The 25,004-nt window shown below is 46.4% G+C and carries 21 protein-coding genes; 3 read left to right on the top strand and 18 right to left on the bottom strand.

The window, feature by feature from the left end; translation table 11 throughout:
• Positions 1-3: 3 nt before the first annotated feature.
• From F4V51_RS16150 to F4V51_RS16160, 3 genes are read right to left on the bottom strand one after another with little or no spacing between them, the layout of a single operon-like run.
• On the bottom strand, positions 4-1,614 hold the full coding sequence (locus tag F4V51_RS16150) for an extracellular solute-binding protein (RefSeq protein ID WP_153978810.1): 1,611 nt from the start codon (positions 1,612-1,614) through the stop codon (positions 4-6).
• A gap of 37 nt (positions 1,615-1,651) precedes the next feature.
• Complete coding sequence (locus tag F4V51_RS16155; RefSeq protein ID WP_153978811.1) at positions 1,652-2,563, bottom strand: carbohydrate ABC transporter permease; 912 nt, start codon at positions 2,561-2,563, stop codon at positions 1,652-1,654.
• Positions 2,564-2,579: 16 nt separating this feature from the next.
• A complete protein-coding gene (locus tag F4V51_RS16160; protein WP_153978812.1) occupies positions 2,580-3,530 on the bottom strand; it encodes an ABC transporter permease in 951 nt (316 codons plus the stop codon).
• 408 nt (positions 3,531-3,938) lie between these two features.
• On the opposite strand from F4V51_RS16160, the gene F4V51_RS16165 reads away from it, so the two are divergent.
• On the top strand, positions 3,939-5,219 hold the full coding sequence (locus F4V51_RS16165) for a glycoside hydrolase family 125 protein (RefSeq protein ID WP_153978813.1): 1,281 nt from the start codon (positions 3,939-3,941) through the stop codon (positions 5,217-5,219).
• Positions 5,220-5,509: 290 nt separating this feature from the next.
• Here the strand turns inward: F4V51_RS16165 and F4V51_RS16170 are convergent, their stop codons facing one another.
• A complete protein-coding gene (locus tag F4V51_RS16170; protein WP_153978814.1) occupies positions 5,510-5,965 on the bottom strand; it encodes a DinB family protein in 456 nt (151 codons plus the stop codon).
• A gap of 245 nt (positions 5,966-6,210) precedes the next feature.
• Between F4V51_RS16170 and F4V51_RS16175 the strand changes: the two genes are divergently transcribed.
• Both F4V51_RS16175 and F4V51_RS16180 read left to right on the top strand, forming a co-directional pair.
• Positions 6,211-6,849 (top strand): nitroreductase family protein, encoded by a 639-nt coding sequence (locus F4V51_RS16175; protein ID WP_153978815.1) that lies wholly within the window; start codon positions 6,211-6,213, stop codon positions 6,847-6,849.
• 145 nt (positions 6,850-6,994) lie between these two features.
• Entirely contained in the window at positions 6,995-7,420 is a 426-nt protein-coding gene (locus tag F4V51_RS16180) for a MarR family winged helix-turn-helix transcriptional regulator (protein ID WP_110823002.1), read from the top strand.
• Between the two features lie 625 nt (positions 7,421-8,045).
• Here F4V51_RS16180 and F4V51_RS16185 read toward each other — a convergent pair.
• The 14 genes from F4V51_RS16185 to F4V51_RS16250 form a co-directional block, all read right to left on the bottom strand.
• Positions 8,046-8,237: a hypothetical protein gene (locus tag F4V51_RS16185; protein ID WP_153978816.1), complete on the bottom strand. Its 192-nt coding sequence runs from the start codon at positions 8,235-8,237 to the stop codon at positions 8,046-8,048.
• A 23-nt stretch (positions 8,238-8,260) separates the two neighbouring features.
• The gene (locus F4V51_RS16190; RefSeq protein WP_153978817.1) at positions 8,261-8,623 is read right to left on the bottom strand and encodes a hypothetical protein; all 363 of its coding nucleotides are present in this window, start codon (positions 8,621-8,623) and stop codon (positions 8,261-8,263) included.
• 154 nt (positions 8,624-8,777) lie between these two features.
• Positions 8,778-11,087: a copper amine oxidase N-terminal domain-containing protein gene (locus tag F4V51_RS16195; RefSeq protein WP_153978818.1), complete on the bottom strand. Its 2,310-nt coding sequence runs from the start codon at positions 11,085-11,087 to the stop codon at positions 8,778-8,780.
• A gap of 265 nt (positions 11,088-11,352) precedes the next feature.
• Entirely contained in the window at positions 11,353-11,757 is a 405-nt protein-coding gene (locus tag F4V51_RS16200; RefSeq protein ID WP_153978819.1) for a VOC family protein, read from the bottom strand.
• 227 nt (positions 11,758-11,984) lie between these two features.
• The gene (locus F4V51_RS16205) at positions 11,985-12,860 is read right to left on the bottom strand and encodes a GNAT family N-acetyltransferase (protein WP_153978820.1); all 876 of its coding nucleotides are present in this window, start codon (positions 12,858-12,860) and stop codon (positions 11,985-11,987) included.
• Between the two features lie 14 nt (positions 12,861-12,874).
• Positions 12,875-15,106 (bottom strand): S-layer homology domain-containing protein, encoded by a 2,232-nt coding sequence (locus F4V51_RS16210; RefSeq protein WP_153978821.1) that lies wholly within the window; start codon positions 15,104-15,106, stop codon positions 12,875-12,877.
• 325 nt (positions 15,107-15,431) lie between these two features.
• The gene (locus F4V51_RS16215) at positions 15,432-16,712 is read right to left on the bottom strand and encodes an MFS transporter (protein WP_153978822.1); all 1,281 of its coding nucleotides are present in this window, start codon (positions 16,710-16,712) and stop codon (positions 15,432-15,434) included.
• Between the two features lie 542 nt (positions 16,713-17,254).
• Positions 17,255-18,046, bottom strand: coding sequence for an SDR family NAD(P)-dependent oxidoreductase (locus F4V51_RS16220; RefSeq protein ID WP_153978823.1), 792 nt, complete (start codon positions 18,044-18,046; stop codon positions 17,255-17,257).
• Between the two features lie 383 nt (positions 18,047-18,429).
• A complete protein-coding gene (locus tag F4V51_RS16225) occupies positions 18,430-19,638 on the bottom strand; it encodes an MFS transporter (protein WP_167301739.1) in 1,209 nt (402 codons plus the stop codon).
• Between the two features lie 72 nt (positions 19,639-19,710).
• Positions 19,711-20,925, bottom strand: a complete 1,215-nt coding sequence (locus F4V51_RS16230; protein WP_153978825.1) for a M24 family metallopeptidase — start codon at positions 20,923-20,925, stop codon at positions 19,711-19,713.
• Between the two features lie 18 nt (positions 20,926-20,943).
• Positions 20,944-21,765 carry an ABC transporter permease gene (locus F4V51_RS16235; RefSeq protein WP_153978826.1) on the bottom strand — a complete coding sequence of 274 codons (822 nt, stop codon included), beginning with the start codon at positions 21,763-21,765 and terminating at the stop codon, positions 20,944-20,946.
• Positions 21,758-22,675, bottom strand: coding sequence for an ABC transporter permease (locus F4V51_RS16240; protein WP_153978827.1), 918 nt, complete (start codon positions 22,673-22,675; stop codon positions 21,758-21,760). Before F4V51_RS16240 ends, F4V51_RS16235 begins: the two co-directional genes overlap by 8 nt.
• The gene (locus F4V51_RS16245) at positions 22,672-23,790 is read right to left on the bottom strand and encodes an ABC transporter ATP-binding protein (RefSeq protein WP_153978828.1); all 1,119 of its coding nucleotides are present in this window, start codon (positions 23,788-23,790) and stop codon (positions 22,672-22,674) included. The genes F4V51_RS16240 and F4V51_RS16245 overlap by 4 nt, the downstream gene beginning before the upstream one ends.
• Before the next feature lie 57 nt (positions 23,791-23,847).
• Entirely contained in the window at positions 23,848-24,984 is a 1,137-nt protein-coding gene (locus F4V51_RS16250) for an ABC transporter substrate-binding protein (RefSeq protein WP_153978829.1), read from the bottom strand.
• Positions 24,985-25,004: the final 20 nt, after the last annotated feature.

Here is a 25,004-nt window from a genome sequence, read left to right on the forward strand (position 1 = left end):
TGATTAGTTGGATTTCCAGCGGTCATACGCAGCCTGATTAATTTCAGCTACACGTTCTCCGCCCATTTTCTTAACGGTCGCCACATAATTGTCCCAACTGGTTAGCGGTTCTGCACCGGTGATGAACTTTGCTTCCATCTGCTTCACGTAAGTGCTCAAATCCGAATTCAAGTTGCTGATTTCCGTCTGCTCTTCCACGGTCAGGAACAGTGTTGGGAACGGAATCCGAGCGCCTTTATCAAGAAGCTTCTGCTTCGTTTCCTTCTCTACCCAGAGATCAAAGTCTGTCTTCAGCCCTTTACTAATATCATCCATGGACAGGGTTGGAGCAGGAATACCATAGTTAGGTGTCAGAGTGGCCCGATAATCTTCCATTTCCTTTCCATCCGGTACCGGCAAGTATTTCTTTACCCGGTTCTCTTTGTCGGTGTATTCCCAAAGAATGCCCTCTGGCCCTTTATTGAAAAACATCGCACCTTCATAGGAATAGAGATAATCCACCCAACGCATGGAGGCTTCCGGTGCCGGGTTGCTCTCCGTAATGGCAAAGGCACCCGTTGTAATGCCTCTGTTCTTCGCAATCGCCGGAGCAGCAACCGACTCGCTGCGGACAGGTGCAAACATCGGATCTGCCGTCGAAGGCTCTCCGCCTTTGGACATGTAGGCATGCCAGTCGGAGAAGAGGGCGACCTGGTTGTTCTGTGCCTTAGCCTTCTTTTGCTCCGCCGTCTGCGAGAAGCTCTCATGATCCAGCAGCTCTTCGGACCACAGACGGTTCATATAGGTCAAATATTCCTTATATCCTTCTTCAAGCGGTGTATAGTGCACCTTATCGTTATCGTCCACGTATATCTCTTCTTCATAAATACCGAAGGCGCCAAGCAGCCAGGTACGGATATCACGCAGGTTGGCAGCAGGTGTTGTCACCGAGGATATCGGAATTTCATCGGCGATACCGTTGCCGTTCGGATCTTCCTCCTTCACACGTTTCAGGTAGGTATACAGCTCTTCTGTCGTTTCGGGAAGCTTATCGATATTTAATGCTTTCAGGAAGTCCCCGTTGTACCACATGGGGTTGCGATACCAATGCTGACTGAGCTCGACTACCGGCAAAGAATAGATATGCCCGTCCGGCGCTGTAATGGATTTGCGGACATCCGGATTCTCATCCAGCAACGCCTTGAAGTTCGGAGCGTATTCCTCAATCAGATCCTCCAGAGGAACGAGGATACCCTGCTCTCCATAATTCATCTGCTCCGCAGTGGTCAAACCGGCAGCATAGAGAATATCCGGGTAATCTCCGCTGGCGAGCACCAGATTCTTCTTGGTCTCGAAGCTGTCCTTCGGTGCATTCCTGTATTCCAGCTTAATGCCTGTCTTCTCCTGCATCTGCTGGAGCACTTTCATGTTCTCCCAGTTCTGAATCCCTACATCCGGCGCCATCAGCGTAAGAGTCACAGATTCATTGACAATCGGGAAACCCTCTTTGTTCACAGCAACAGCTCCGGTACTGTTATCTCCTGCCCCTTTGTCTGCATTGCTGCAGCCTGCCAGCAGTGTAAGAACTAGAGCCGACGACAACAGAAGCTTCCATGGTTTGCGTGTGGTCTGCATGAATAATTCCTCCTTGTTATATAGACATTCTAATGGTTCAACCTTTAACTGAGCCAATCATGACCCCTTGGACAAAGTAACGCTGCAGGAATGGATAGACCGCCACGATCGGCAGCGTGGAGACCACAATGACTCCATATTTGATTAGTGATGCTGTTTCAGCCTTATTGTTCATGGCAGTCGCCACCTCGCTATTGATCGAAGCGCCCGTCGTTTCGGCCGACATCTCCTGAAGGACAAGGATCTGGCGCAGAACCATCTGCAGCGGATACTTGGCTTCATCATTCAAATAAATCAGGGACGGGAAATAACTGTTCCAGTGGCCTACGCCATAGAATAGAGCCATAACGGCTATAATGGGTGCCGACAGCGGCAGAATAATGCGAATGAACAGCTTCAGATTCGTACAGCCGTCCATGTGAGCCGCTTCCTGCAGTTCTTTTGGGATGGTCGTCTGAAAAAAGGTGCGGGCCACGACAATATTCCAAACTGAAGCAGCCACCGGCAGAATCAATGCCCACATGCTGTTAATGAGTCCGAGGTTTTTGACCAGCAGATACGTTGGCACGAGCCCGCCGCTGAAAAACATCGTAAACAGAATGAGACCCATGAACAGATTACGCCCGACAAAATCGGATCGGCTGAGCGCATATGCAGCTGGCAGCGTAACGGCGAGATTGACCAGTGTCCCTACCACCGTATAAATAATCGTGTTCAAATAACCATTCCATATCTTCGGGTTTTCGAAAACAAGCTTGTAGCCATCAAGTGTCACATTCATCGGTAACAGCCACATGGCTCCCGAATTGACGTCCTTCGGCGAACTGATGGAAGCACTGAGGATATAGATCAGCGGATAGAGAACAACGAGCAGGGCAAGAACCAAATAAATATAGGTGCAAATCACAAACAGCTTGTCTCCTCTGGACTCTTTCATGGCAGTAACCAAAGACCTCAACTCCTTTCTACCAGAGGCTATTTTCACTGGTACGTTTGGCAATCTGATTGACAGTAACAAGCAAAATCACGTTGATTACCGAGTTAAACAAGCCAACTGCGGTTGAGAAACTATACTGAGCATCTACCAGTCCAGCGCGATAGACATAGGTGGAGATTACATCGGAGGCTTCCATATTGAGTGAATTCTGCAGCAGCAGAATTTTCTCGAAACCAAGGCTCAGTATATTCCCCATATTTAAGATCAGCATGATTGTAATCGTGGGCACAATGGTTGGCAGATTGATATGCAGCATCCGTTTAATCCGGCTCGCTCCATCCATAATGGCCGCTTCATGCAGCTGGGGATCTACGCCAGACAGAGCCGCGAGATAAATAATCGTACCCCACCCGGTACTCTGCCAGACCCCCGAGAAAACATAAATCGTCTTAAACCAGGCCGGGTCCGTCAGAAACTGTGCAGGTTGAAAGCCCAGGAATTCAATGAAACGGACGATCATTCCACTGGAAGGCGACAGAAAGGTAATGATCATCCCTGCCATAACAACGACGGAAATGAAATGCGGAGCATAGGTTACCGTCTGAACCGATTTCTTGAACGGACCGTTCCGCACCTCATTAAAGGCAAGCGCCAAAATAATCGGAAGTGGAAACCCAATCGCAAGTTCATAGAAGCTGATGCTGAACGTGTTCCAGAGCAGATCCCAAAAGAAATAGGAATTGAAGAATCGTTCAAAATGGTCAAAGCCAACCCATTCACTGCCTGTAATTCCTTTTGAAGGTACGAAATTCTTGAAAGCAATCTGAATGCCGTACATCGGGCCGTAATGAAAAACGAGGAAATACAACAACGCGGGAAGCATGAACAAATAAAGCTCCCAATTTTTCCAGATTCTTTTGCCAAGGGATTTGTTCTTTAATGAAGGTTTTACGGATACTGCAGCATGACTCACCTTCATTCTCCCACTCCTCTCTATGTTTTTTTCGTTACATAAAATAAAGTTGTATCCGCTTCGCACTTCTAGCTGATCCCTTTTATGCTAGCGCTTACAATTCAAATTGTAGTGAAACCTAGCTGACACCGTAAATATGTAGGTTGTGCATTGTCATGTTAGAAAGCGCGTAAAACCCTGCTGCTGCGGTACTTTTCGGCTTGCCGTGATGTAAATACCCCCAGAATAATGACGGCTATAATGTGTGAATTATGAACCTTTCTTTAAGCTGCAAAAGTTACATATTGTGATCATCGGGCATGTATGCAAACATTTGCTACGAATGCCAAGGCTACCACACGGACTGATGATATCAGAAGATTTCTATTATGAGCCGTGCAACTTTACCCTAACGATGTAGGAGGAGTTATGACTATGAATCTGCCACCTTCCATTACCGAGTACTTGAATGAAGCCGACAAACGGCTTGCCCATCATCCCAAATTGCAAAAGCTGTTCCGCAACTGCTTCCCCAATACACTTGAAACGACAACCAAGCTGCTTGAAGACGGCACCACTTTTGTATTTACTGGCGATATCCCCGCCATGTGGCTGCGCGATTCTACGGAGCAGGTGCGCCACTACATTCCGTTTGCCAAAAACGACTCTGAGCTTCAGCGGATTCTCCGCGGCCTGATTGCCCGGCAGATGTTCTATGTGAATATCGACCCGTACACGAATGCATTTAATGAAACAGCAAGCGACAAGCATTACCGGGCTACGGATGATTGCAATTTAAACCCCTGGATGTGGGAGCGCAAATACGAGCTGGACTCCCTCTGCTTTGTCGTTCAGCTGGCCTATATGTACTGGAAGGAAGCGGAGCAAACAGATATCTTCGATACCGATTGCTACCGAGCACTCAGCTCCATTGTGAACGTTATTGAAACGGAGCAGTACCACGGAGAGAAGTCGTCCTACCATTTTATCCGGCAGACGCTTCAGGATACGGAGACGTTATACAATAATGGACGCGGCATGCCTGTCAACTACACCGGCATGAGCTGGTCGGGCTTCCGCCCGAGTGATGACAGCTGCCAATTCGGCTACAACATTCCCTCCAACATGTTCGCTGTGGTGATTCTGGAGTATATCCGCGAGATTGCCAGCGTTATTTATAAGGACGAAAGGCTGGCTGCCCGAGCAGCGAAGCTGCGCAAGGAAATTGACTTCGGCATCCGGACGTACGGGATTGTGAATCATCCGAAATACGGCCGAATCTACGCCTATGAAACGGATGGATTCGGGAACTATTCACTGATGGATGATGCCGGCACACCGGGATTGCTATCTATTCCTTATATTGGTTATGTAGGGGTGGAGGATGAAATCTATCAAAACACCCGCCGATTTGCTCTCAGTTTCGACAACCCATTCTACTTCGAGGGTAAATATGCCAAAGGCATTGGCAGTCCGCATACGCCAGGGGGTTATGTGTGGCATATGGCACTTTCTATGCAGGCACTAACAGCGGATAATGATGAGGAAATGAAGGAATTAATCGATATGCTGATCAGAACTGATGATGATACAGGGTATATGCATGAAGGCTTCCATCCCGATGATCCCTCCGACTTTTCACGTGAGTGGTTCGCCTGGTCTAACAGCCTTTTTGCTACGCTGATTGGCAAAGCGATGGACAAGGGAATTGTCTAATCTCTTCCCGCTGATCTTGGCACTCTGAAGAAACACGATCTTCAAAAAAATATGATTATGCAAATAAAAAAACCGCTGTGCCGCTTAGATTAGAGGGCGGGCTCAGTCGATTTTGGAGTAACGATTGTTTATCTAAGCAAGGAGCAAGCAGCAGAAGCTCCTTGCTTTTTTTCAAACCGCTTAGCTGTAGGCTGTCATTTCCGGTAAATCTTCTCGTTTTTATTCAGCTACCGCTAATCGATATGTTAAAAACCCAATTCCATACACTCTCTTCTGAGTGTTAGCACCCCTCATAGTCTGGCAAACGTGATGTAATCGATTGGGACTGGCTCTGCCGATTCAATTCGAAGCATTTGGTTGATCTGTCCCCGGTGATATTGACCATGTAAGATAACCTGAGACAGGATGTCCCGGACAGATGTTTGAAAAAGAACCCCGCTCTGGTTCGCGTAGTCAAGCAACTCGTCCAACCGGGATTCATCAAGTCCTTCCATATAGACGCGATAATGCATGGCGTTTTCTTCGAACATCGCCCGGATCACTGAGAGGTCTTCTGCTTCCTCCCACAACGAATACTGACCGCCATCCTTGCCAAGCAATCGGGATAGCCAGACACGTTCTGCAACCGCGACATGCCTAACCAGCTTTAACAGGTCTATGTTCCTCGTTTCACTTTTCTGAAGCGCGTCCAGGATTCGTTCGTCGGCCCAGTACAGATGCTCCATCATAGCCTTAATTGTCTTCATTTCGACAATCCCCTCTTCCTCTCATCCTTTAAAATCGCCAGTTCAGTTCTAATTAACCATATTCGACAAACGCTTATTTTCTTATTGTGCAATTGAACAATGCATTAGTTCATCTCATTCTTTGGCATATTTTAACACAATAAAAAGGTTGCAATGATTCAAGAATTCAATTATATTTGACGAATCAACTATTGACTAGTCAAATATTGATGCATCAACTATTAGATAAAGGGAGAGAAATGATTATGAAACCATCTCAAAAAACAAACGATTTTAATGAAATTATATACGGACGCCGCTCGATTAAGACGTATGATTCATCCGTCAAAATTTCCAGAGAAGAAATGACTCAAATGATCAACGAAGCGAGCACTGCTCCTTCCTCCATTAACATGCAGCCTTGGCGTTTCCTTGTTGTGGATACACCAGAGGGTAAAGAAAAACTCGTACCGCTGTCCCGTTTCAACAAAGAAAAAGTGGCTCAAGCTTCAGCGGTTATTGCCGTGTTTGCGGACAAAAACAACTTCGATTATGCCGAAAACATTTATGGGAAAGCCGTTGAGCTCGGATTAATGCCGCAGGATGTAAAGGACTTTCAGTTGAATGCATTCAAACCGATCTATAACAGCATGTCTGATGCTGAAATGAACGATGTCATTATGCTTGATTCCGGTCTGGTTTCCATGCAATTGATGCTGGTTGCCCGTGCGCATGGATATGATACCAATCCAATTGGCGGATATGAAAAGGATCAAATTGCCGAAGTGTTTGGATTGGATAAAGAGCGTTATGTTCCAGTCATGCTGCTGACCATCGGTAAAGCTGCGAGCGAGGGATATACCTCCTACCGCCTGCCAGCAGAAGAAACGACATTCTGGGCTTAAATCAAATAAGATGCATGCCATGATGCGAGCAGCCATCACATTATGATATAGTTGCCTTTAGCTGCTGAATGTCTTGGAAGGGATGTGCCTTGGTAACCAGGCTGTTCTTCCAAGACATTCGGCACCATTCAAGGAGGGGCACAACATGAATTGTTCTTTGGAGCAAGAAAACCTATTAATTCTACTTAAAAATATAAGCAATCAGCTAAAACCCAAATTTGAACGTTGTACGGGGATCAGTTCCTCACGATATGTTCTGCTGTATCATCTCTATATTCATGAAGAGGTGACTCAAAGCCATTTGCAAAAAGCCATTCACATCGATAGTGCTGCCATTACACGCCATTTGAAGCAGCTGGAAGCCGATGGACTCGTATCAAGAAGACGAAATCCCATTGACCAAAGAGAAACCTTCGTTCGGTTAACGGAACAAGGACTCACGCATATAGCCAACTTCAAACAGGATCGTAACCAGTTCGTTCATCAGATGCTGCTTGACTTCAGTGAGGAAGAAGTTGCCATGATGACAGACATGCTCGCACGTATGCAATTCAATATGAAAGATATGTAACATGTAAGGGAAACGGTCTGGAACTGCAGAGCTTGATCATCTTATGGAGATCCTTACGTCCTATTAGTGAGCTATATAGACCGTTTTCAATCCTGTTCTTCTTCACATGAAATCCTTGGATTTCTTTAACCACTGCAGTACCTTACTTGCCTTTTCTTGTATCAAATCCGGATCATGCGTCTTTTCCAATTGAGGAAAGGATTCAGCATATCTAGCTAAGTATTCACTAACAGACCAACGGACTGCCCAATTGCTATCTGTGGAACATGGAATCCACTTGGATACTTCTGATTCATTCGTATTTTGTAACAATCCGTGCGCATACCAACCGCGCACTCCTTCCTAGCTTTCCTCGCTTAATCGTTTCCAATAGAGCCTTCTCTCATATTCGTCGTCTGGTTTAGCTAAGGCGTAGACTGCAATTTTCCTTATTACATCCGATTCATCTTCAGCATACTTCCATAGTTCTTGTCGAGTTACGATTTGTTGTTGAACAAGTTTGGATAAAGCTAACCCCTTTCAATATTATCCGAAGATTCTATAGAATGATCGTGGCCAGCAATACGGACACACGATACACATTGGTTTGCTTTTTTCAGGTTGACCTGCATTTCTAAACTATGAATTACATTGCCTCTGGAGCTAGAATATCTGGCCTGAAATGACCATCTCCATTCTTGCCAAACGGCTCATCGGGATAAGGCAAATGAAGGTGGCGCTCCGCCTTCCCACGATCATTGAAGCCGCCCACAGTGAAGTATTCGATAGGCGGCATAATGTTGCCCAATCTGGTATTACCGTTTGAACAGATGACCATCAAACCTCTTTCGACTGCAGAATTTAAAGCTCACCTTCTCTGAAAGCACCATGGTCAAGCACAATGAAGTTTGCAGCAAGAGAAAGACCTACATGTGTTTTTCCTTCTAAAAAGAAAGGTTGATGAGACAGGTTTAATATGGTCATCAAGCCATGTCCACCGACTTCCTCATCTACCTCACCCGAAGATTGGAATGCAATATTATTGCAATTTATAGTTAAATCATTTTCGACAGTTACGTGCTTCATTCGGTCACCCAAGTGGCGAATTGTATGATGGGGTTTCATTTTATCAATGATTACTACTCCAATATTATGGCCGGAATTATGAAAATTCGGTGGTTCCATAAATCCTAACCTTGCCCATGTTGGATCAGGAAACGCCATCGTTGTTATCCCCCTAAATCGTTCGTAATAGAGATAATTCCAGTTCTTTTAACAGCGATTGTTTAACAGAAAAGACTCCCTAAGGGGAGTCCTTCTTTCAATGCTTAAGCAACATAAATTATTTGTTTTCACTCTGGTCATAAGATCAACTACACTACTTCTCCATTGGGAGCGGTGTGAAGAGCAGGTTAACTGGCAGGTTGCTTCCTGGCGCGGCTGAGAAAAGGATGGTTACACTCTCCGAAGAGGATCCTGTTCGGTAAAGTACGCTTTGTTCACTGGACGTGTTGATCGATATACTACCATCGACAATCTGTACAACTTGACCGTTCACAAGAGCTACTCCAAAGTACTTTCCTCCACGTGGGTTAAACGAGATCAGTGTACGCGGAGCAACATTGCTTAACGTGATTTTGTATAACACCCCAAAGTTACCTGCATTGGATGCATCGGTGTAAGCCATCGGATCCGTTCCAACCAAATTCGGGTCACTGGCATTGTCTCCAAGGGGCAATCGCGCTGGTGTGGCTCCCACTTGCTGGTCGTAGGTTATAACACGAGTTGCATTCGGGTATGTGCCACGGTTGTGCACACCGTCACGATCGAGTACAGGCAGCGTTGGTAACGCTTCGAACGGGTCTTTATTTTCTTCAACCAGAATAACGTTATAATCCAGGGAATAATCGCTGAATGCATCCGAATACAGTGAGATTACTTGTCCTTCTTTCATCGGAGTTTTATTGAGTTCCGTCAAAATCAGTTTACTTTCTCCTGGTTCAAAATATTCTTTCTTTTGATCCGCTCCAGTCTGTATCGACTTGAACCATTTATCAATAGACAATTTGCCGGCTACAGTAGCAAACGGTGTCGGTCCTGCGAAGCCCATATTTTGCTGCTCGAATACTGCTGGATATGGGTTGTTATTTGTTGCAATAACATACATTTTTACTCTTTTGCCTGTATTGTTTACATGGTGAATCATGAAGCGCGTTTGCCCTGAAGAAGACTCCTGGTACACAATGCCTTCCGTATTAACCGTTTCCGGACTGTTGCTGCGAATGAGCAGACTTGCCTCATCCCTATACGTATAAGGTACTTTCTCCATGGAAGTCACTTCGCCACCATTGAAGGTAAATTTCTGTCCAACCGGTGTGAAAAGTAAATTAAAATCCGAAACATTATATAACGTCTCATTGGTTATGTTTATGACTTTGGAATACGTATCAGTAGCCCCATGGTTATCTGTGACGGTCAAGGTTACCGTTTTGGGTCCAGGTTCAAAGAATGCAAGCGGATTGTTATCCCAAACCGTTTTCTCAATCTTGCCTTCATCATCTGTACTTTGATCCAAATACGTTATTTTTTCGCCCATTTTATATTGGTCCTTGTCCGTTGTGAACATGGCTACAGGTGGAAGATTAGGCTGCAAAACTTGAATGGTAACCGAATAGGGATCACTCCACTGGCCGTTTGAATCCTGAACTTGATATGAAATGGTATATGTACCCGCTTGATCAAATGAATCCTGACGACCTGTCCAGCGTTCGCTCGTGATCTCCAGACCGTTTGGAGAACTATAGGAAGTCACATAATCCACAGTATCTCCCGCAAAAATTTCCTTTTGGGAAATCACAAAGCTTGCAACAGGTTTCTTATGTAGATTGAGCACAACGGTTTTTGCCGACTGATTCACTTTATAGGAAATGTTCAGCGCTTGAGTAATGGAAGTTAACGGCACCATAAACGTATTTTTTTGCTGATACGCAGGGCCTTTCATCGTTCTGGACTCACCATTAACGGTATAAACCTTGCTGTTTGTTTTGAATCGGAGCTCATTGTCACCACTGATAATGATGGTCTCCTTGGTTTTGTTATCGTATTTAACTCCGTATCCCACACGATCCACCAATGCACGAATCGCAACATAGGATACACCGTTTTTGACAGTCATTGGCTGGCCTGCAAGGTACGATTTTCCATCCTGCTCCATTTTATTGCTGTTCATGTACAATGTAAGGTCTCCACCTAATGTACCAGTAGTGGAGTTTCCTGTCGCAGGTTGTTGCTCGACTTGAGCCGGAGTAGCTGGAGTAGCTGGCGTCATGTCATCCTCGGCAGTTCCTTCCTGGTTCGCGGTACCCTCCTCGGATTCATTCGTTGTTGCTGCTTGATCAACAGCAGCCGGATCGTTTTCTGTCGCCGGTGTTGTCTCCACAACTGCTGATTTAGAGGCTTCAGTGTCCTTTACAGTAGATTCAGCTTTTGATGATGTGCTGCTTTTTATTTTCACTTCATTCTCGGTAAGCGGCTGTTCTTTCTTCATGACCTCTACGGATTCCACTTTGGCAGGCGTTACAACTGCCGCTTCCCCTTGATCCACGGTTTGTGCGCTCGCTGAACCAACTGTAAAAGCTTGAAGTACAGCTACCGCCGTGATAATGGACATATTCTTTTTCAAATTCATTCTTTATTTCTTCCCCTTTCGCTCCCTCGCAAATTTGATTCTATTAAAAGTCATACTATTAAACGCTCGAATACGGAAAAAGTTACTAAATAAATTCAATATTATGGATTTGATACAGCTATTTTCAATAGGGATGCTATTCATATAACAAGATTATTGAGTCATCTCTAGTTCAGACGCTATCCTTTCGTTAGGTTAGAAACACATCAAAAACAGCTGATCATATGGATCAGCTGCTTTGATTCGGTAAACTAGAGATAGATTTTCAACCTCTACCGCTGAACCGTTTAATCGCTTCCTCGCTCACCGGCTGGAAGAGGTTAATGAGATTACCGTCGGGATCACGGAACAATATCGCACGATTCCCCCACGGCATCGTAGTCGGTTCCTTCACCCAGTCATCAACAACGGGCTTCAAGCGCTTGTATTCGGCATCGACATCGTGAACACGGAACTCGAGGATGACACTGCGATTATCAGCAGCCACTGCGGAGCAAACACCGAACAGTGGTACTGTCTGGGAGTGGCCTATAGCCAGAGTGCACGAAGGCAGAACGAGTTCGGCAAAGACTGGCGCGGGACGTTCCGCTGTTATACCCATAACTTCCTCATAGAACTCGACAAGACGATCCACGTCGTCAGTAATCACACGTACAGAAGCGAAATTCATTAAAGTACATCCTTTCTACAATAGAAGATACAATCCCCTTGGGTTAACACAAGTTTTCCATCCCCACAGGTTTACTTCATGAATCATAAAAGAACGCTACTGACCACGGTATGTCAGTAGCGTTTTAACTTTTTTCATCCCTTCCAATGAGAAGCAGGTAGAAATCCTCAGACTATGAAAAAAAGTTAAGCCGAGGCTTAACTTTACGAGAACGTATCTGATTACTTTTAATGAAGTGTTTTTTGTGATCTCCATAAAATTTCTTCTTTTAACTGTGGAGAACACACATGCTTTTTAATAAATTTCACCATCGGCTGATTCTCTGCTTCCACAAAGAAAACCAATTCACTATACACCGGATCCAGTGACAGCCTCCGGCTTGCCTCTGCCATCAAGGCTATACCTCTGGCCATACGCTGAAAAGGAGTGCGGACAAACATGGTTTTACATAGAATGGTCTTGTCATCAAAATGTTCAAAGATCAGCCACCCCACAATCTCCCCGTGGTGGCGCAGGAAAACACTTCGACTTTTGTCAATCAGCTCTTCTTCTGCAAATGGATCCAATATTGATGGATACCACTCTCCTAACCCACCATGTATCTGTTCCCGTTCCTCAGGAGAAATGGAATAGAAAGGCCGGGTTGTAAAGCTATCGGGCAAGGATAAGCTTCTTACCCATGGGAACTCTGATGGAACCTGCAGTGATGAGCTGTATACATAGATACCGGGGACCGAAAGATCAAAGCCGCAAGCTTGGAAAAAAGCCGATAACTTCGGTTGATTCATCTCACTCGCCAGATATTCAACAGTCAGTTCATGAACTCCTGCCTTTCGAAGCAGTGAGCAGATCTGATTCATTAATGCTCGCCCAAGCCCTTGCCGGCGATGCGCTTGATCAATATTGATATCAAGTAGTTTTGCCGTTCGCTTAGAATCGAGAACAGGGAGATGGATTAATGCAACTCCTGCTGGCTTCCTCTGAATTAATGCACCCACAGCAGCGTAGAAGTCTGGCATCTTCTTAAGAACAGCACGGTGCTCTATCGAGAGATAGGTTTGAAACTCGATTGGAATAGCCTTTTGATAGATAACAAATTCCACTCGCACTGGCTGGCTCAATCCTGAATCGCAGGAATAGAAACTTCCCACTGATTTTGTTCTAAAACATTTTTAGCATAATCTTGATAGCCATTAAGTGTTACACGGAACTTCCCAGGAGATGCAAAGTTATACCTTGTGAAAGCTTCCTCGGTCAGAATAATTACTAGCTGATTGTTAACCAAGGAAAACTGGTAATCTATTTCTGGACTAATCATACCTGCAGGCGCTCCAAATAATACCTTCTTATCTTCTGCTGTGAAATCACCGCTAGGTGCGTATTCTAATGTACTACTACCACCAGAAGGGAATGATACAGTGATCGGCTCATTAAAGCTCAGCGTAATATTTCCATTTTGATAAGTCGCATCCGTCACGGTTGGTTTGGTTTGATCAAACGTAACGAGCAATGTAACCCGCTTAGACTGATCATTCCCCTTCTCGTGAAGGGTGAACACAAGCTTAGTATTCATACTCGATAAAGAGCTAGAAGGAACAATAGTTAATCCGCTATCCGTATTGGGATTAATCGTCAACGCATCTGAGGTAGAAGTGACGCTTATGCTGCCAAGCACTTGCTGTTCCGTATCGATAATATCAAAATCTTTATCTACTGAATTGTATATGAGGTTCCCTACGGTCTCTCCCCGTTTAACTTGAATTAAACTCTTAATGCTGCGCTTATTGTAGTTTTCTGGATTGGCTGTTCCAGATAATAAGATGGAGTCATTCTCTCCTAAAGAAGGATTAACTACAAAAGAGGCATTTGGTGCAAGAGACAAGGATAGTTCGGTTTCATTCGTCTCTGAGTATTGAATTTTGTATCCGTTAATTGACTGAGCCTTTTTCCCTGATAAGGTGCGTAGAGCATTTTCCTCGACCTGAGGCTGATAGGAGATATACAGATAATCTTCAAATTGTACCGGGAATGGCAATTTGATTAATACTTGATTCCCAGAAATCAAGACATCTTCATCATTTAAAGAAATAGGGTAAAGAACATCACCATCTAAGGCTTTAACAACCAAATCAGAGGAAATTGTATCCCCTTCTTCGTTAAAAACAGTGGGAATATGAGTCGGGTCCAACTCTTCATCATAACTCAAGGCAATCGTTCGGGCATCCAAAAACTCGATTGAAGTCGTTTGAATTGTGTTCTCAACTAACTCAATCGATGTAGCTGAAGGCATAGAAACATTTCCTGCTGCATCAACAGCAACTGCCCGGTACACTCCGGCAACCAGTCCTTCAGTTGAGATGAAGGTTTGGGTATTGGCAGCTGTGACGGACTTCTTGGCAGCACGGTGATCTGTCACCAATATATTGAGCCCCGATATTGCAGTTGGAGTGTCTTCAAATGGTACCAAATAAACAACCCCGGTTTCAGAACTCGTTACACTTACGTTTCCTCCAACTGGAACAGGCGTGGATGACATGATGGCAACCGTTGGAGCTGCGGAATCCGTTGGGGCAGCAGGACTTCCATTGTTGCCGCTGCTGCTTCCGCCGGAAGAAGACACGGGTGGAACTGGCACTACATCGTCAGTCGTTGTGCTCGGGGGTACTGCATTATCCTGCTCCTCGGACTGCTGGTTCGCGAGATCCTCTTGTATTTTTTGCTGAGCTGTAAGAAATTTGCTGGCCACCAAAGCTACCTGCTCCCGGCTAGCATTGCCTTGTGGATTAAAGGTACCGTTGCTGTTTCCATTAATCAACCCAAGCTCTACAGCTACTGCTACCGAATCTTTAGCATAATCCGAGATGGAGCTAGCATCCGAGAATTTCAGCTGCGATGCTTTACCGGATGTAATATCAGTACCTGCAGTATAGCTTAGTGATCTGGCAAACAGAACGGCCATATCTTCCCGGGATAAATTCTGTCCCAAACCGAAAGTGCCGTTACCAAGTCCTCTGATCAAGCCTGCTTGCGCAGTGGCTTCCACGTATTTGTAGGAGTAACTATCAGTCGGAATATCCGTGAAAGTCGGCTGTACCGGCGCACTTTCCACATCCAGATTCAGAGCTTTCGAAAGAATGATTGCGAAGTCCTGCCTGGTTATTTTGCCAGTGGGATTAAACTTACCCTCACCTTGCCCATTAATAATTCCCGCCTCAGCCAACTTCTGAATGGCGTCTTGGGCAAAAGAACCTTGGATGTCCGTCAGTTCCGTTGAAGCAAAAGCAGGTTGGATGCTTGCACTAAGCAGAGCAGTAGTTGTCATGACTTTGATGAGTAGCTTTTTCTTCAAATGATTACCCCCTATATATATGAAACAAAATAGACCTAAATCTCATGGAGTAAAGAATCTATGCCTATTCAATTTCGACATTTTTCTCACAATTCTTTATATGTAACTATATATTTTTTACTGGGAATTTCTTCTTTCTTTCACCCGATCTTTAATTGAAAAACTGAATACCATTTACACCTCATAATTTCTTAGATCCTTTCCTTCTTAAATCATTCAGTCCGTTTTAAATTTTATGTATTAAAAAAGGCAGACTGCCATTCCGCAGACTACCCGTGATTTTTTATTAATGTTATCGTTTCTTAATCATGGTCCATAGCATCAATTACCCGCCTATATGAGTATGATTGGCTGGGTCCCGGAAAGCCCTGTAACTCAGCAAACCTACCAAGAGTGCTAGAATGGTTAGTCCGGCCGCGAACAAATAGAGATTCACAATCCCGATGTATTCGGCAAGTCCAGCCATGCCCAGTAGCGAAATACAGAATACGAGATGCATAAGTGAAGCTTGAGCAGATAACACCTTGGGCAGCAGCTGTTTGTCTACACTATGCTGAATCAATGTACGGCGGTTAATCACGGAGAGTTCCGCGAAGGGTCCCATGAACATGACTAAAATAAGAGCAACAACAGGCAGCGTGTTAAGTGCGTAAAGCGCAGTCAGCACTCCATATCCAGCCATGCCAATCATCATCACCAGTACATAACGGTTACCGATGGTCCGTGCCAATGCCAGTACCAGCAAACCACCACCTATGGTCCCTGCAAAATAAGCGGCATTAATAAATCCCCACCATTCTTCGCCTTGACCAAGTGCAACTTGTACAAAAGCAAGGGTAAATGCACCTACCCAAATGGATGCCCCGAGCATGTCGATCATGTCCATAAAGGTTAGCACCCTCAGGCGAGGCGTTTCCCATATCATTTTCCAGCCTTCAGTTAACGTATGCCATTTGGATGTGCCAATTTCCGATATGTCATTAGAAGAAAGTGCATCTAATTCCTTTTCGACGATTTCCGATCTTACGGGTTCCTTGACACCCAGCGTAAATACCGCGGCTAGACCGTAAATAACAGCAGTGAGCAATAAAGTGGGGCTAGCTCCCATAAATGCAACAATGATACCGCTTAGTCCCCAGCCTGCAAATTGCACGATCTGATCGCTGACGCTAAGCAGTCCGTTGGCTTTGAGCAGACCTTGCTCACGCAATACCAAACGAGGAACCAGTGCATTACGAGCCGGAGTTGTCCAACCATCGAGAAAAGACATCACGAATACTAGCAAAAATACTAAAACAAGTGATGAAGCCTCTCCGTTAAACTGCAAATAAACCGCCAGGCCAATGAATAACAAAAATTGTCCCACTTGCGACATTAGTAGAAGGTTGGACAACTTGAAACGATTAATCAGTAATGGTGCAATCAAACTGCTCAACATCTGGGCTCCGCTGCGCATTAGCGGCATCAGTGCTGCCGACACAAGAGAGTCAGTTCGATCAAGGACCAGCACTGTAAGTGCCATGATGTAAAGCACGTCTGCTGCATTCGCAGCAGTCTGGGTCGTCCATAGAAAATAAAATGGACGGGTTAAATCAGATGACTTCATCGAAGCTTATTCTCCATTTCTCCATAAGTTACTTCATAAAACAATATAATTGATATTACAATCAAAATAAGATTACGGCACTTAAAACTGTTTTACAACTAAAATCAACATAAAAAAACATAGATTTTAAGAGCAAGTCACCGTATAGGTGGTACACCTTATTCCATTGCATAGAGATCACCTTCCTATCTAACTAGTCTTGTCAAAACAAAAAAAGCCGCAAAAGCGACTTCCAACACATTGCTAAGATGCGATCAGAAAAGGACCGTTAATTAAAGACGACATGGATATCTTCTGGATATCCTTATGATACTCTTACAAACTGTGTATACAACGATAACGGTACAGTGAGACAAGTTAATTGCATTCCAGAAGCAATGTGAAGCTAACAAAAAAAAGGCGAGCCCTTAAGCTCGCCAACATGTGACTTTCAAGCACTAGATGATTTGAATAACTTCTACTGTACCAACATCCCATCATTGAAAAGGAACATACCCGCAACCGAGAATATCAGCTATCATTCATTTCTAAGCCGTGCATGTTTAGTAAATCGTTGGAACCATTCCTCCATCCATACGGATCGGTGAACCTTTAAATGGCGCTGCATAAGGGCTGCATACGAATGTAGCAAGTCTGCCGATCTCGCTCGGTCTGATGAAACGCTGCAGCTCGGATTGCGGAAGATTCGCAGCCATGAATGTTTTTTCTTTTTCCTCAAAAGTCAGGTTTTCATCCTGATAGACGCTCTCGATGATCTGTTGTACATTCTCCGAAAGTGTTGGTCCAGGCATGATTGTATTGACCGTTACTTCCGTTCCCACTGTCAGCTTGGACAAACTCTTCGATAACGATAGCAGCATGGACTTGGTGACGGCATATTGCGGCATATGACCTGGCATCACGGCTTCTTCACTCGCTATAAAGACGATCCGGCCAAATCCGCTGTTCAGCATAGCGGGCATATAAAATTTGGTTAATGCATTTGCAGAAAGCACATTGGTCTGAATGTATTTTTCCCACACGGCATCATCTACATCGTAATAAGACATGATCTCATAAATCCCGGTGTTATTTACCAAAATATCAACCTGCGGGAACTTTGCAAACAATGCTTCGCGTTCAGCAACATTGACGATATCAGCTGCTGCATTTTGAGGCAAAGTATTCGGATACGCAGACTTGATTTCTCCGACAACACGTTCAACATCCTCATGATTTCGTCCATTAATCAGTACGTTGACCTCTTCTTTGGCCAACTCGATGGCAATCGCTTTGCCAATTCCTTTCGTGGAACCTGTTACCAACGCTGTTTTGTTATTTAACCCCATATCCATGAAGCATTTCTCCTCTGTTCTGGTTGATTAATGAATATTCATTTTTTCTGAAGGCTTATCTACTGCACGGTTCTAATGATACGCTCCACAATTCATTGTGTAACTAGCAGAGAGCGACAACAAACTAGCAGATCACGCCTTTCTCGAATGATACATTCCAGAAAACAAACCAGGAGATCTGGGGACTGAATCCACATGTTTACAGATCAAAGGTACACATCAAAAAACCGTTGATCTTAATACAGATCAACGGTTCAAATATCATATTTAGATTCTCATACAGGCGATGTTCTTCAAGACTCCATAAATGACCCTTCATAATCGAATCACTATGGATTTCATTTGTGAATGGCGTTCTGACCTTTGACATTTCGAGTTGTCTCTCAGTATATCGGAGTGCCGGTCGTCTGTTGTTTTTGCCCAATCAGGAGAAAACGGCACAGTGCAAAGCCTGCAACGGCGTACGCGCCGATCATGCCTACAATGCCGATCCATCCAAAATGGCTGTACAGATACCCCCCGCCAGTTCCACTAACACTGGAACCAACATAATAAAAGAATAAATACAGAGCGTTCGCCTGCGACTTATGATGGGCCGCAACAAGACCGACCCAGCTGCTGGCGATGGAATGTCCACCAAAGAAGCCGAAGGCGAACAAACCGAGACCCACAATTTTGATCCATAATGCCGGATGCATGGTGCAGATAGCACCCGCCAGAATGATCGCAATGGTAATGCTAAGTACATGGGACCGTCCATAACGGTCGGCAAGCCTGCCCATCCAGGTACTGCTGACTGTGCCCATAAGATACACGACGAAAAGACTTCCTACCAAGGATTGGCTGAGATGATACGGAGCACTGGTCAGTTCAAAACCGATGTAATTAAACAGTGTAACAAAGCCTCCCATTAATAAGAAGCCCAGCCCATACAAACTGAGAAGCCGCGGGTTCCGGCATTGTGACCATAGTAGAGGCAGCGCCTTGGTTAATCCCGGCGAAGTCTTGATAAAATTCCGTGATTGCGGAATGACCAACCAGAAGACAACAGCTGCACATAGGCCAAGCACACCGATAAATCCAATGGCTGCCCGCCAACTGAACCAGTCCGTGATAACTCCACTTATAAATCGCCCTGCCAGACCCCCGATGGAGTTACCACTGATGTACAGCCCCATGGCGTACCCCAAACTAACAGGTTCAATTTCTTCCGACAAATACGTCATCGCTGTGGCAGGCAGACCCGCAAGTGCCACGCCTTGCAGGACGCGGAGCAGCAACAAATCTGTATATCCCTGGCTGAATGCGCTCAGAATTGCGATGATGGAAGATAGCACCAAGGATGCCGTCATGATGAATCGCCGCCCAAGGGCATCAGACAACGTGCCGATAAACAGCATGGTGATAGCCATGGCCACCGTTGAAACGGAAAGCGTCAGGCTCGATTGTGCCGGAGTTATGTCAAATGCAGCACTAATCTCCGGCATGAGAAGTTGGAGACTGTATAACAACGCAAACGTAACGAATCCTGCGGCAAACAACGCAAGGCTAATGTTTCGAAACGTCTTGGTTCCCTGCTGAATCATTGAAATTCCAACTTTCTCGGCAGGAAAGCTCCTGATCGGCAGCTGCCTGATCGCTTGCTCGAAGCCTTCCGGGATTCGTTATTTAATGAATAATTTGCGCTCCATATGCGTCAGAAACTCATATCCGTCCGGCGTCACGACAACCGTATCTTCGATTTGAAAGCCGCCTGCGCCAAGCTCGTAATAAGGGACTTCCACGCAAAGAACCATACCAGGCTCCAGTATGTGCTGGTCACCCGGGGAAATGGTCAAGTCATCATACAGCTCGAGCCCGATCGCATGGCCCACATGCTGCCTTCGGTAATGTGGGATGCCTTCCTGCTGTACGCGGGATACCGCCGCATGAAATACATCCGATGCTCTGACACCAGGTCGTACGGTTTCTAGGGCAGTTTCCCAACCGCTCTTCACTGCATGAAAATGTTTTTTCATCCAGGCCGTTGGTTCACCCGCAACGACGGTACGGCCCGTATCCCCCCAGTACCCGTCCAACTGCATGCATAGATCGAAGCGGATCTGGTCTCCCTGCTCGATCGTGTGGAAATAATTTTCGATCAACGGCAGAGCACTGCGCGGTCCTGCTCCCACGGCTGTCATCGCTGGTGTACCGCCCGCACGCATCACGGCGATCCGGTAATGATCGGCGAGTTCCTTCTCGTGCACGCCTGCAGCAATTAGATGAATCAGCTCCTGCTCGATTCGTTCATTGACCTCTGCCGCGCGGCGCAGCCGTTCAATTTCAAATGGTGTTTTGACTAGCCTTATATGCCTGAACAATTTATAAGCAGGTACAACAGCTCCATCTGGCAATGCGTCCTGGACCCGTGCCATAATATCTGACGCAATCCGCATTTCGTCGATACCAATAGGCTGATTCTCGATGCCAAGGTGTTTCAGCGCAGCAAACAGGGCATCTGCTGCCCCTTGGTGAATCACAGTCGTTTGCAGCAAGGAATAGAACAGATCGATGTCTGCGGTGGATGGTTTGCCTTCAATCGTTCCCTCAACGAAGAAATCGCTATAAGCAAAAATATCAACGTTGGTGATACCAAACTGAGCAACGACGCCCAGACGATTCGTCGGAATGACGATGCACGGTCTTGCAGAACGGTCAGCGGGTAGTATGGCATAGATCTGCATCGTCCAATTGCTGGCTCGCAATTGCGATCCGATGACATAATGGATGTTTTCCGGCGTCGTTGCGATAAGCGCTTGTAGTCCCTTCGCTTTCATTACTTCATCTGCACGGTCCCTGTTTAAGCCTGCAGCTTCGGATGGTTGCTGTGAATTCATGTTTTCGATTCCTCCCTTTTATTTTTTTCGGCTTCCAAACCATCCTTCGAATCCCGGAATGGAGCGAAGCACCAGCTTTATGGCCAAGAATAATGCCAAGGCGCCAACAATCAATACAACCGAAACGGCTGCGATCGTTGGATCCTGCCACTTCTCCATATAGAGGAATAGCTGAATCGGCAGTGTATAGCTGTCCTGACGAAGAAGCAGCAATGCAGCTTCGACCTGATCAAACGTAAATACAAAGGCGATCGATCCCGACAACAACATAGCGAATTTGAGCTGAGGCAGCGTAATGGTAAAAAAGATGCGCCAAGGGCTTGCCCCCAGATCTGCCGCTGCCTCCCGATGGACCGGCTTCAGATTGGCCAATGCACTGCCCACGATGGTGAGTACAAACGGCAGTACAATGACGGCTTCTCCTAGTACAAGTCCAAACAATCCGCCTGCAATGTGCATTTTGGAGAACAGGATCAGATATGCGATACCCAATGTGATTTTGGGCATGACCATGGGCGATACAAAGAAAGCTCGGAGCAGCCCCGCACCCGGAAAAGGATACTGCACGATGGCTACCGCAGCGAGCGTGCCCGTCACCAATGCCAAAATGACAGCTCCTGCTGAAGCAATCAGGCTGTTCTTGAAAGCATCAAGAAACTGCGTTTGTTCCTTCAGGTTGGCGTACCACTCCAAGGTGAACCCTTGAGGCGGAAATTTGCTTGCTGAACCTGAGCCTATGGAAGTGAATGCAATCATTAATAGTGGAAGCAGCAAGTATATGGCGACCGCTCCAACGAACACCGTAAGAAGCCATTTTGTCACACGTCCCGATTTAACCATGTGCACGTCCTCCTTCCCAGGAACGGCGGAACATAAGCCACTCCGCTCCTTTGTTGACCAGCAGCGATACCACGACGGACGACACCAGCAGGAATAAGCTAGCCACTGCCGCCATCGGCCAGTTGGTGTCCAGTGTTCGCTGGTAGATGAAGACCGGCAGCGTCATTACCCTTCCCCCGCCGATTAGCTGAGGGGTTGTGAAAGCCGTCAGGCACAGGGTAAATACGATTTGGATTCCGCTCGCAATACCTCTGGCCGACAACGGCAATGTTATGGTAAAAAAGGTCCGCCAGCTTCCGGCTCCGAGATCATGTGCAGCTGCTTTGAGTGAAGCATCACTCTGGGAGAGCACGTTGAGAATCGGAAAGACCATAAAGGGCAGGAAGATGTGTACGAGTGCAATAACTACGCCAGTTTCGTTATTCATCATATTGAAGCCTTCCTCGGTCAAACCCAGATGAATGAACAGCCAATTCATGAAGCCCTGCTTGGACAGAAGCAGCTGCCAGCCATAGGAACGCACGACCGCGCTCACGAGCAGAGGTAGGAACGTAAGCAGCAGCAAAAACTGCTTCCATCCCGGCTTCTTCAAGCCCGCGATGCAATATGCGAGCGGATAAGCGAGCAGCAAACTCCACGCGGTTACCTTGAACGCAATGCGGAACGTATTTCCGATCAGTTTCCAATAATACGGATCTGTCAGAAAAGCCCGATATGTGCTCCAATCCCAGCCGCGGACCAATTTGCCATTGTCGTATATATCGAAGCTGTATCTTCCGAATATCAGCAACCCTCCGAGATACACGATGCCCATCAACAGCAGCGCGGGCAAAAGCAGAAGCAATTGGGTCGTCCATTTGCGATTGCCGGACGAGTATACATCGACGACCTTGTCGGTAATCCGGCTCATGATGCCGCACCCGTGCCTGAGTCTGCGAGCAGCAGAGCATCATCCGCGTCAAAACCAAGCTGAACAGATTCGCCCGGGGAATATCGTGTTCCTCCACGTTGATGCGGTACACTCGCCTGAATGCGAAGATGATCCAGCGTTTCGATGACATAACGGATACTTGCCCCGCCGTATACACTCTCCATAACGCGACCTTGCAGCTGGTTTGCACAATGAGCTGCCTCTTCCCCGAGGCGAATATACTCGTAACGGATGGATAAGGAATGCTTTGCCCCTGGCCGGAATGAAGCAGATTCTTCATTGCTTCCGGCGAGCAGCGAATGTCCCAGAATGCTTACACGTATTCCATTTGAATCCGGCTCGACAACCGAAACCTCCAAAAGGTTGGTATCCCCGATGAACTTGGCTACAAAGCTGTCGGCAGGTCTTTCATATATTTCATCCGGCGTTGCGTATTGAAGCAGCCGCCCTGCACGCATAACGCCGATGCGGTCAGACATGTTCATCGCTTCACTCTGGTCGTGTGTGACGAAGATGAAGGTTCCGCCAAATTCCCGCTGGATGCGTTTCAACTCGCGCTGCATATCAAGACGCAGCTGCATGTCCAGCGCGGAGAGCGGTTCATCCAGCAGCAGCACTTCCGGTTTGTTGATTAATGCTCTCGCAATTGCTACACGCTGTGCCTGTCCGCCAGATAGCTGAGACACGGCCCTTCTGCTGTAGTCTCCGAGTTGTACGAGTTCCAGCATCTCATGGACCTGGCGTTTGATCTCTGCTTTTGGGGTCTTTTTCACTTTGAGTCCATAAGCGATGTTGTTGAATACATCCATATGCGGAAACAGTGCCAACTGCTGGAAAATCATATTGCTGTTCCGGCCGTATGCCGGAACACCCGTGACATCTTGCCCACCGAGCAGAATGATTCCGTCGTCGGGTTGTTCGAGCCCACCCAGCATTCGAAGCAGCGTTGTTTTGCCGCAACCGCTCGGACCGAGAAGGGAGACAAACTCTCCCTTGTTGACCTGAAGCGTGACTTGATCGACGGCAGCCCGTCCGTCATAGATTTTTGTAACATGCTTTGCCTCAATCGAGACGGATTGGTGCTCATTGCTCATCTCGGATCTTCCTATTCCTGCCTGGTAATCATCTCGTCTATGTTCCAGGCGACCATGTTATTGAAGCTTGGTTTTCACAAGACGATCCCACAGGTCCTTCCATGCGGAGCTGTTCTGAGCGAGTACGTCCCAATCCGGATTGATGCCATTGCTCTGGGTCTCAACAGAGAACGATGGATCATCCTTGTATTTATCCGGTACAGCAGCGGCTGTGCTAGTCACTGGTGTGCCGGTTGCTTCCGCGTAACGTGTCAGCGCGTCTGCACTCAGCAGCTCGTTGATAATTTCGTTCGCCACACGTGTTTGTTCGGGTGTTGAACCTTTAACGACCTGGAGCGAGTACGGAAACGAGATTGCCCCTTCTTCCGGGTAGGCTACAGCCAGCGGTGAACCGCCATCAATCCAGGTTTGAGCGACTTGCGCACTGAATGGTGCAATGAGGGCATCACCGGATTCGAGCAATGCTTTCAACTGGTCGTTGGATGTAACGAGCGTGCCGACTTGATCACTGTGGTCAGCCCAATATTGGAATGCAGGTTCAGGATTGTCGTAGGATGCGCCGATCTCCTCACCTTTGGTTGCAATCAGAGGTGAAATATAGGAATAGAACATGTAATCCCATAGTGCCGTTTTGCCTTTGAATTGCTCGTTATCCCACAGGTCATTCCAACTGGTTGGCGGCGTAGTCACCAGATCTTTGTTGTAAACCAGGCCGAAGCTGGATACGCCCCATACAACGCCCTTGTTGTCAGGCTGGTGAAATTGTTCAGGAATATCCTTGATGTTTGTTACGATGCTGGTATCCAGCGGCTCCCACATGTCATCGTTTACGCCTTTGGCTGTGGCATCTGCATTAAAGTAACCGAAGTTGACGACCGGATTGTTCGGATCAGCTTGTTTGCCTGCTACCATTTTGGGATACATGATCGCATTGGAGGATTCCTCGAAAGTAACTTCAACGTTAGGGTGTTCCTTGACATACTCCGCAACCACTTCTTTAGGTACGACATCCTGATTGGAGCCTGCCCAGATAAACATGGTCAGCTTGATTTTGTCGCCGCTGCTATCCGAAGTGCCCCCATTCTCTGAAGCAGTTCCCGAGCTGCTTGTTCCACCGCAGGCTGAAAGAATAAGTGAAGCAGTCAGCGTTAATGAGGCCAAGCTAAAAAAACGTTTGCGTTTTGATTTAAACATACGAATTCCCCCATAAGATT

Origin of the sequence: Paenibacillus xylanilyticus (genome assembly GCF_009664365.1) — a bacterium.
GTDB classification, from domain to species: Bacteria; Bacillota; Bacilli; order Paenibacillales; family Paenibacillaceae; genus Paenibacillus; species Paenibacillus xylanilyticus_A.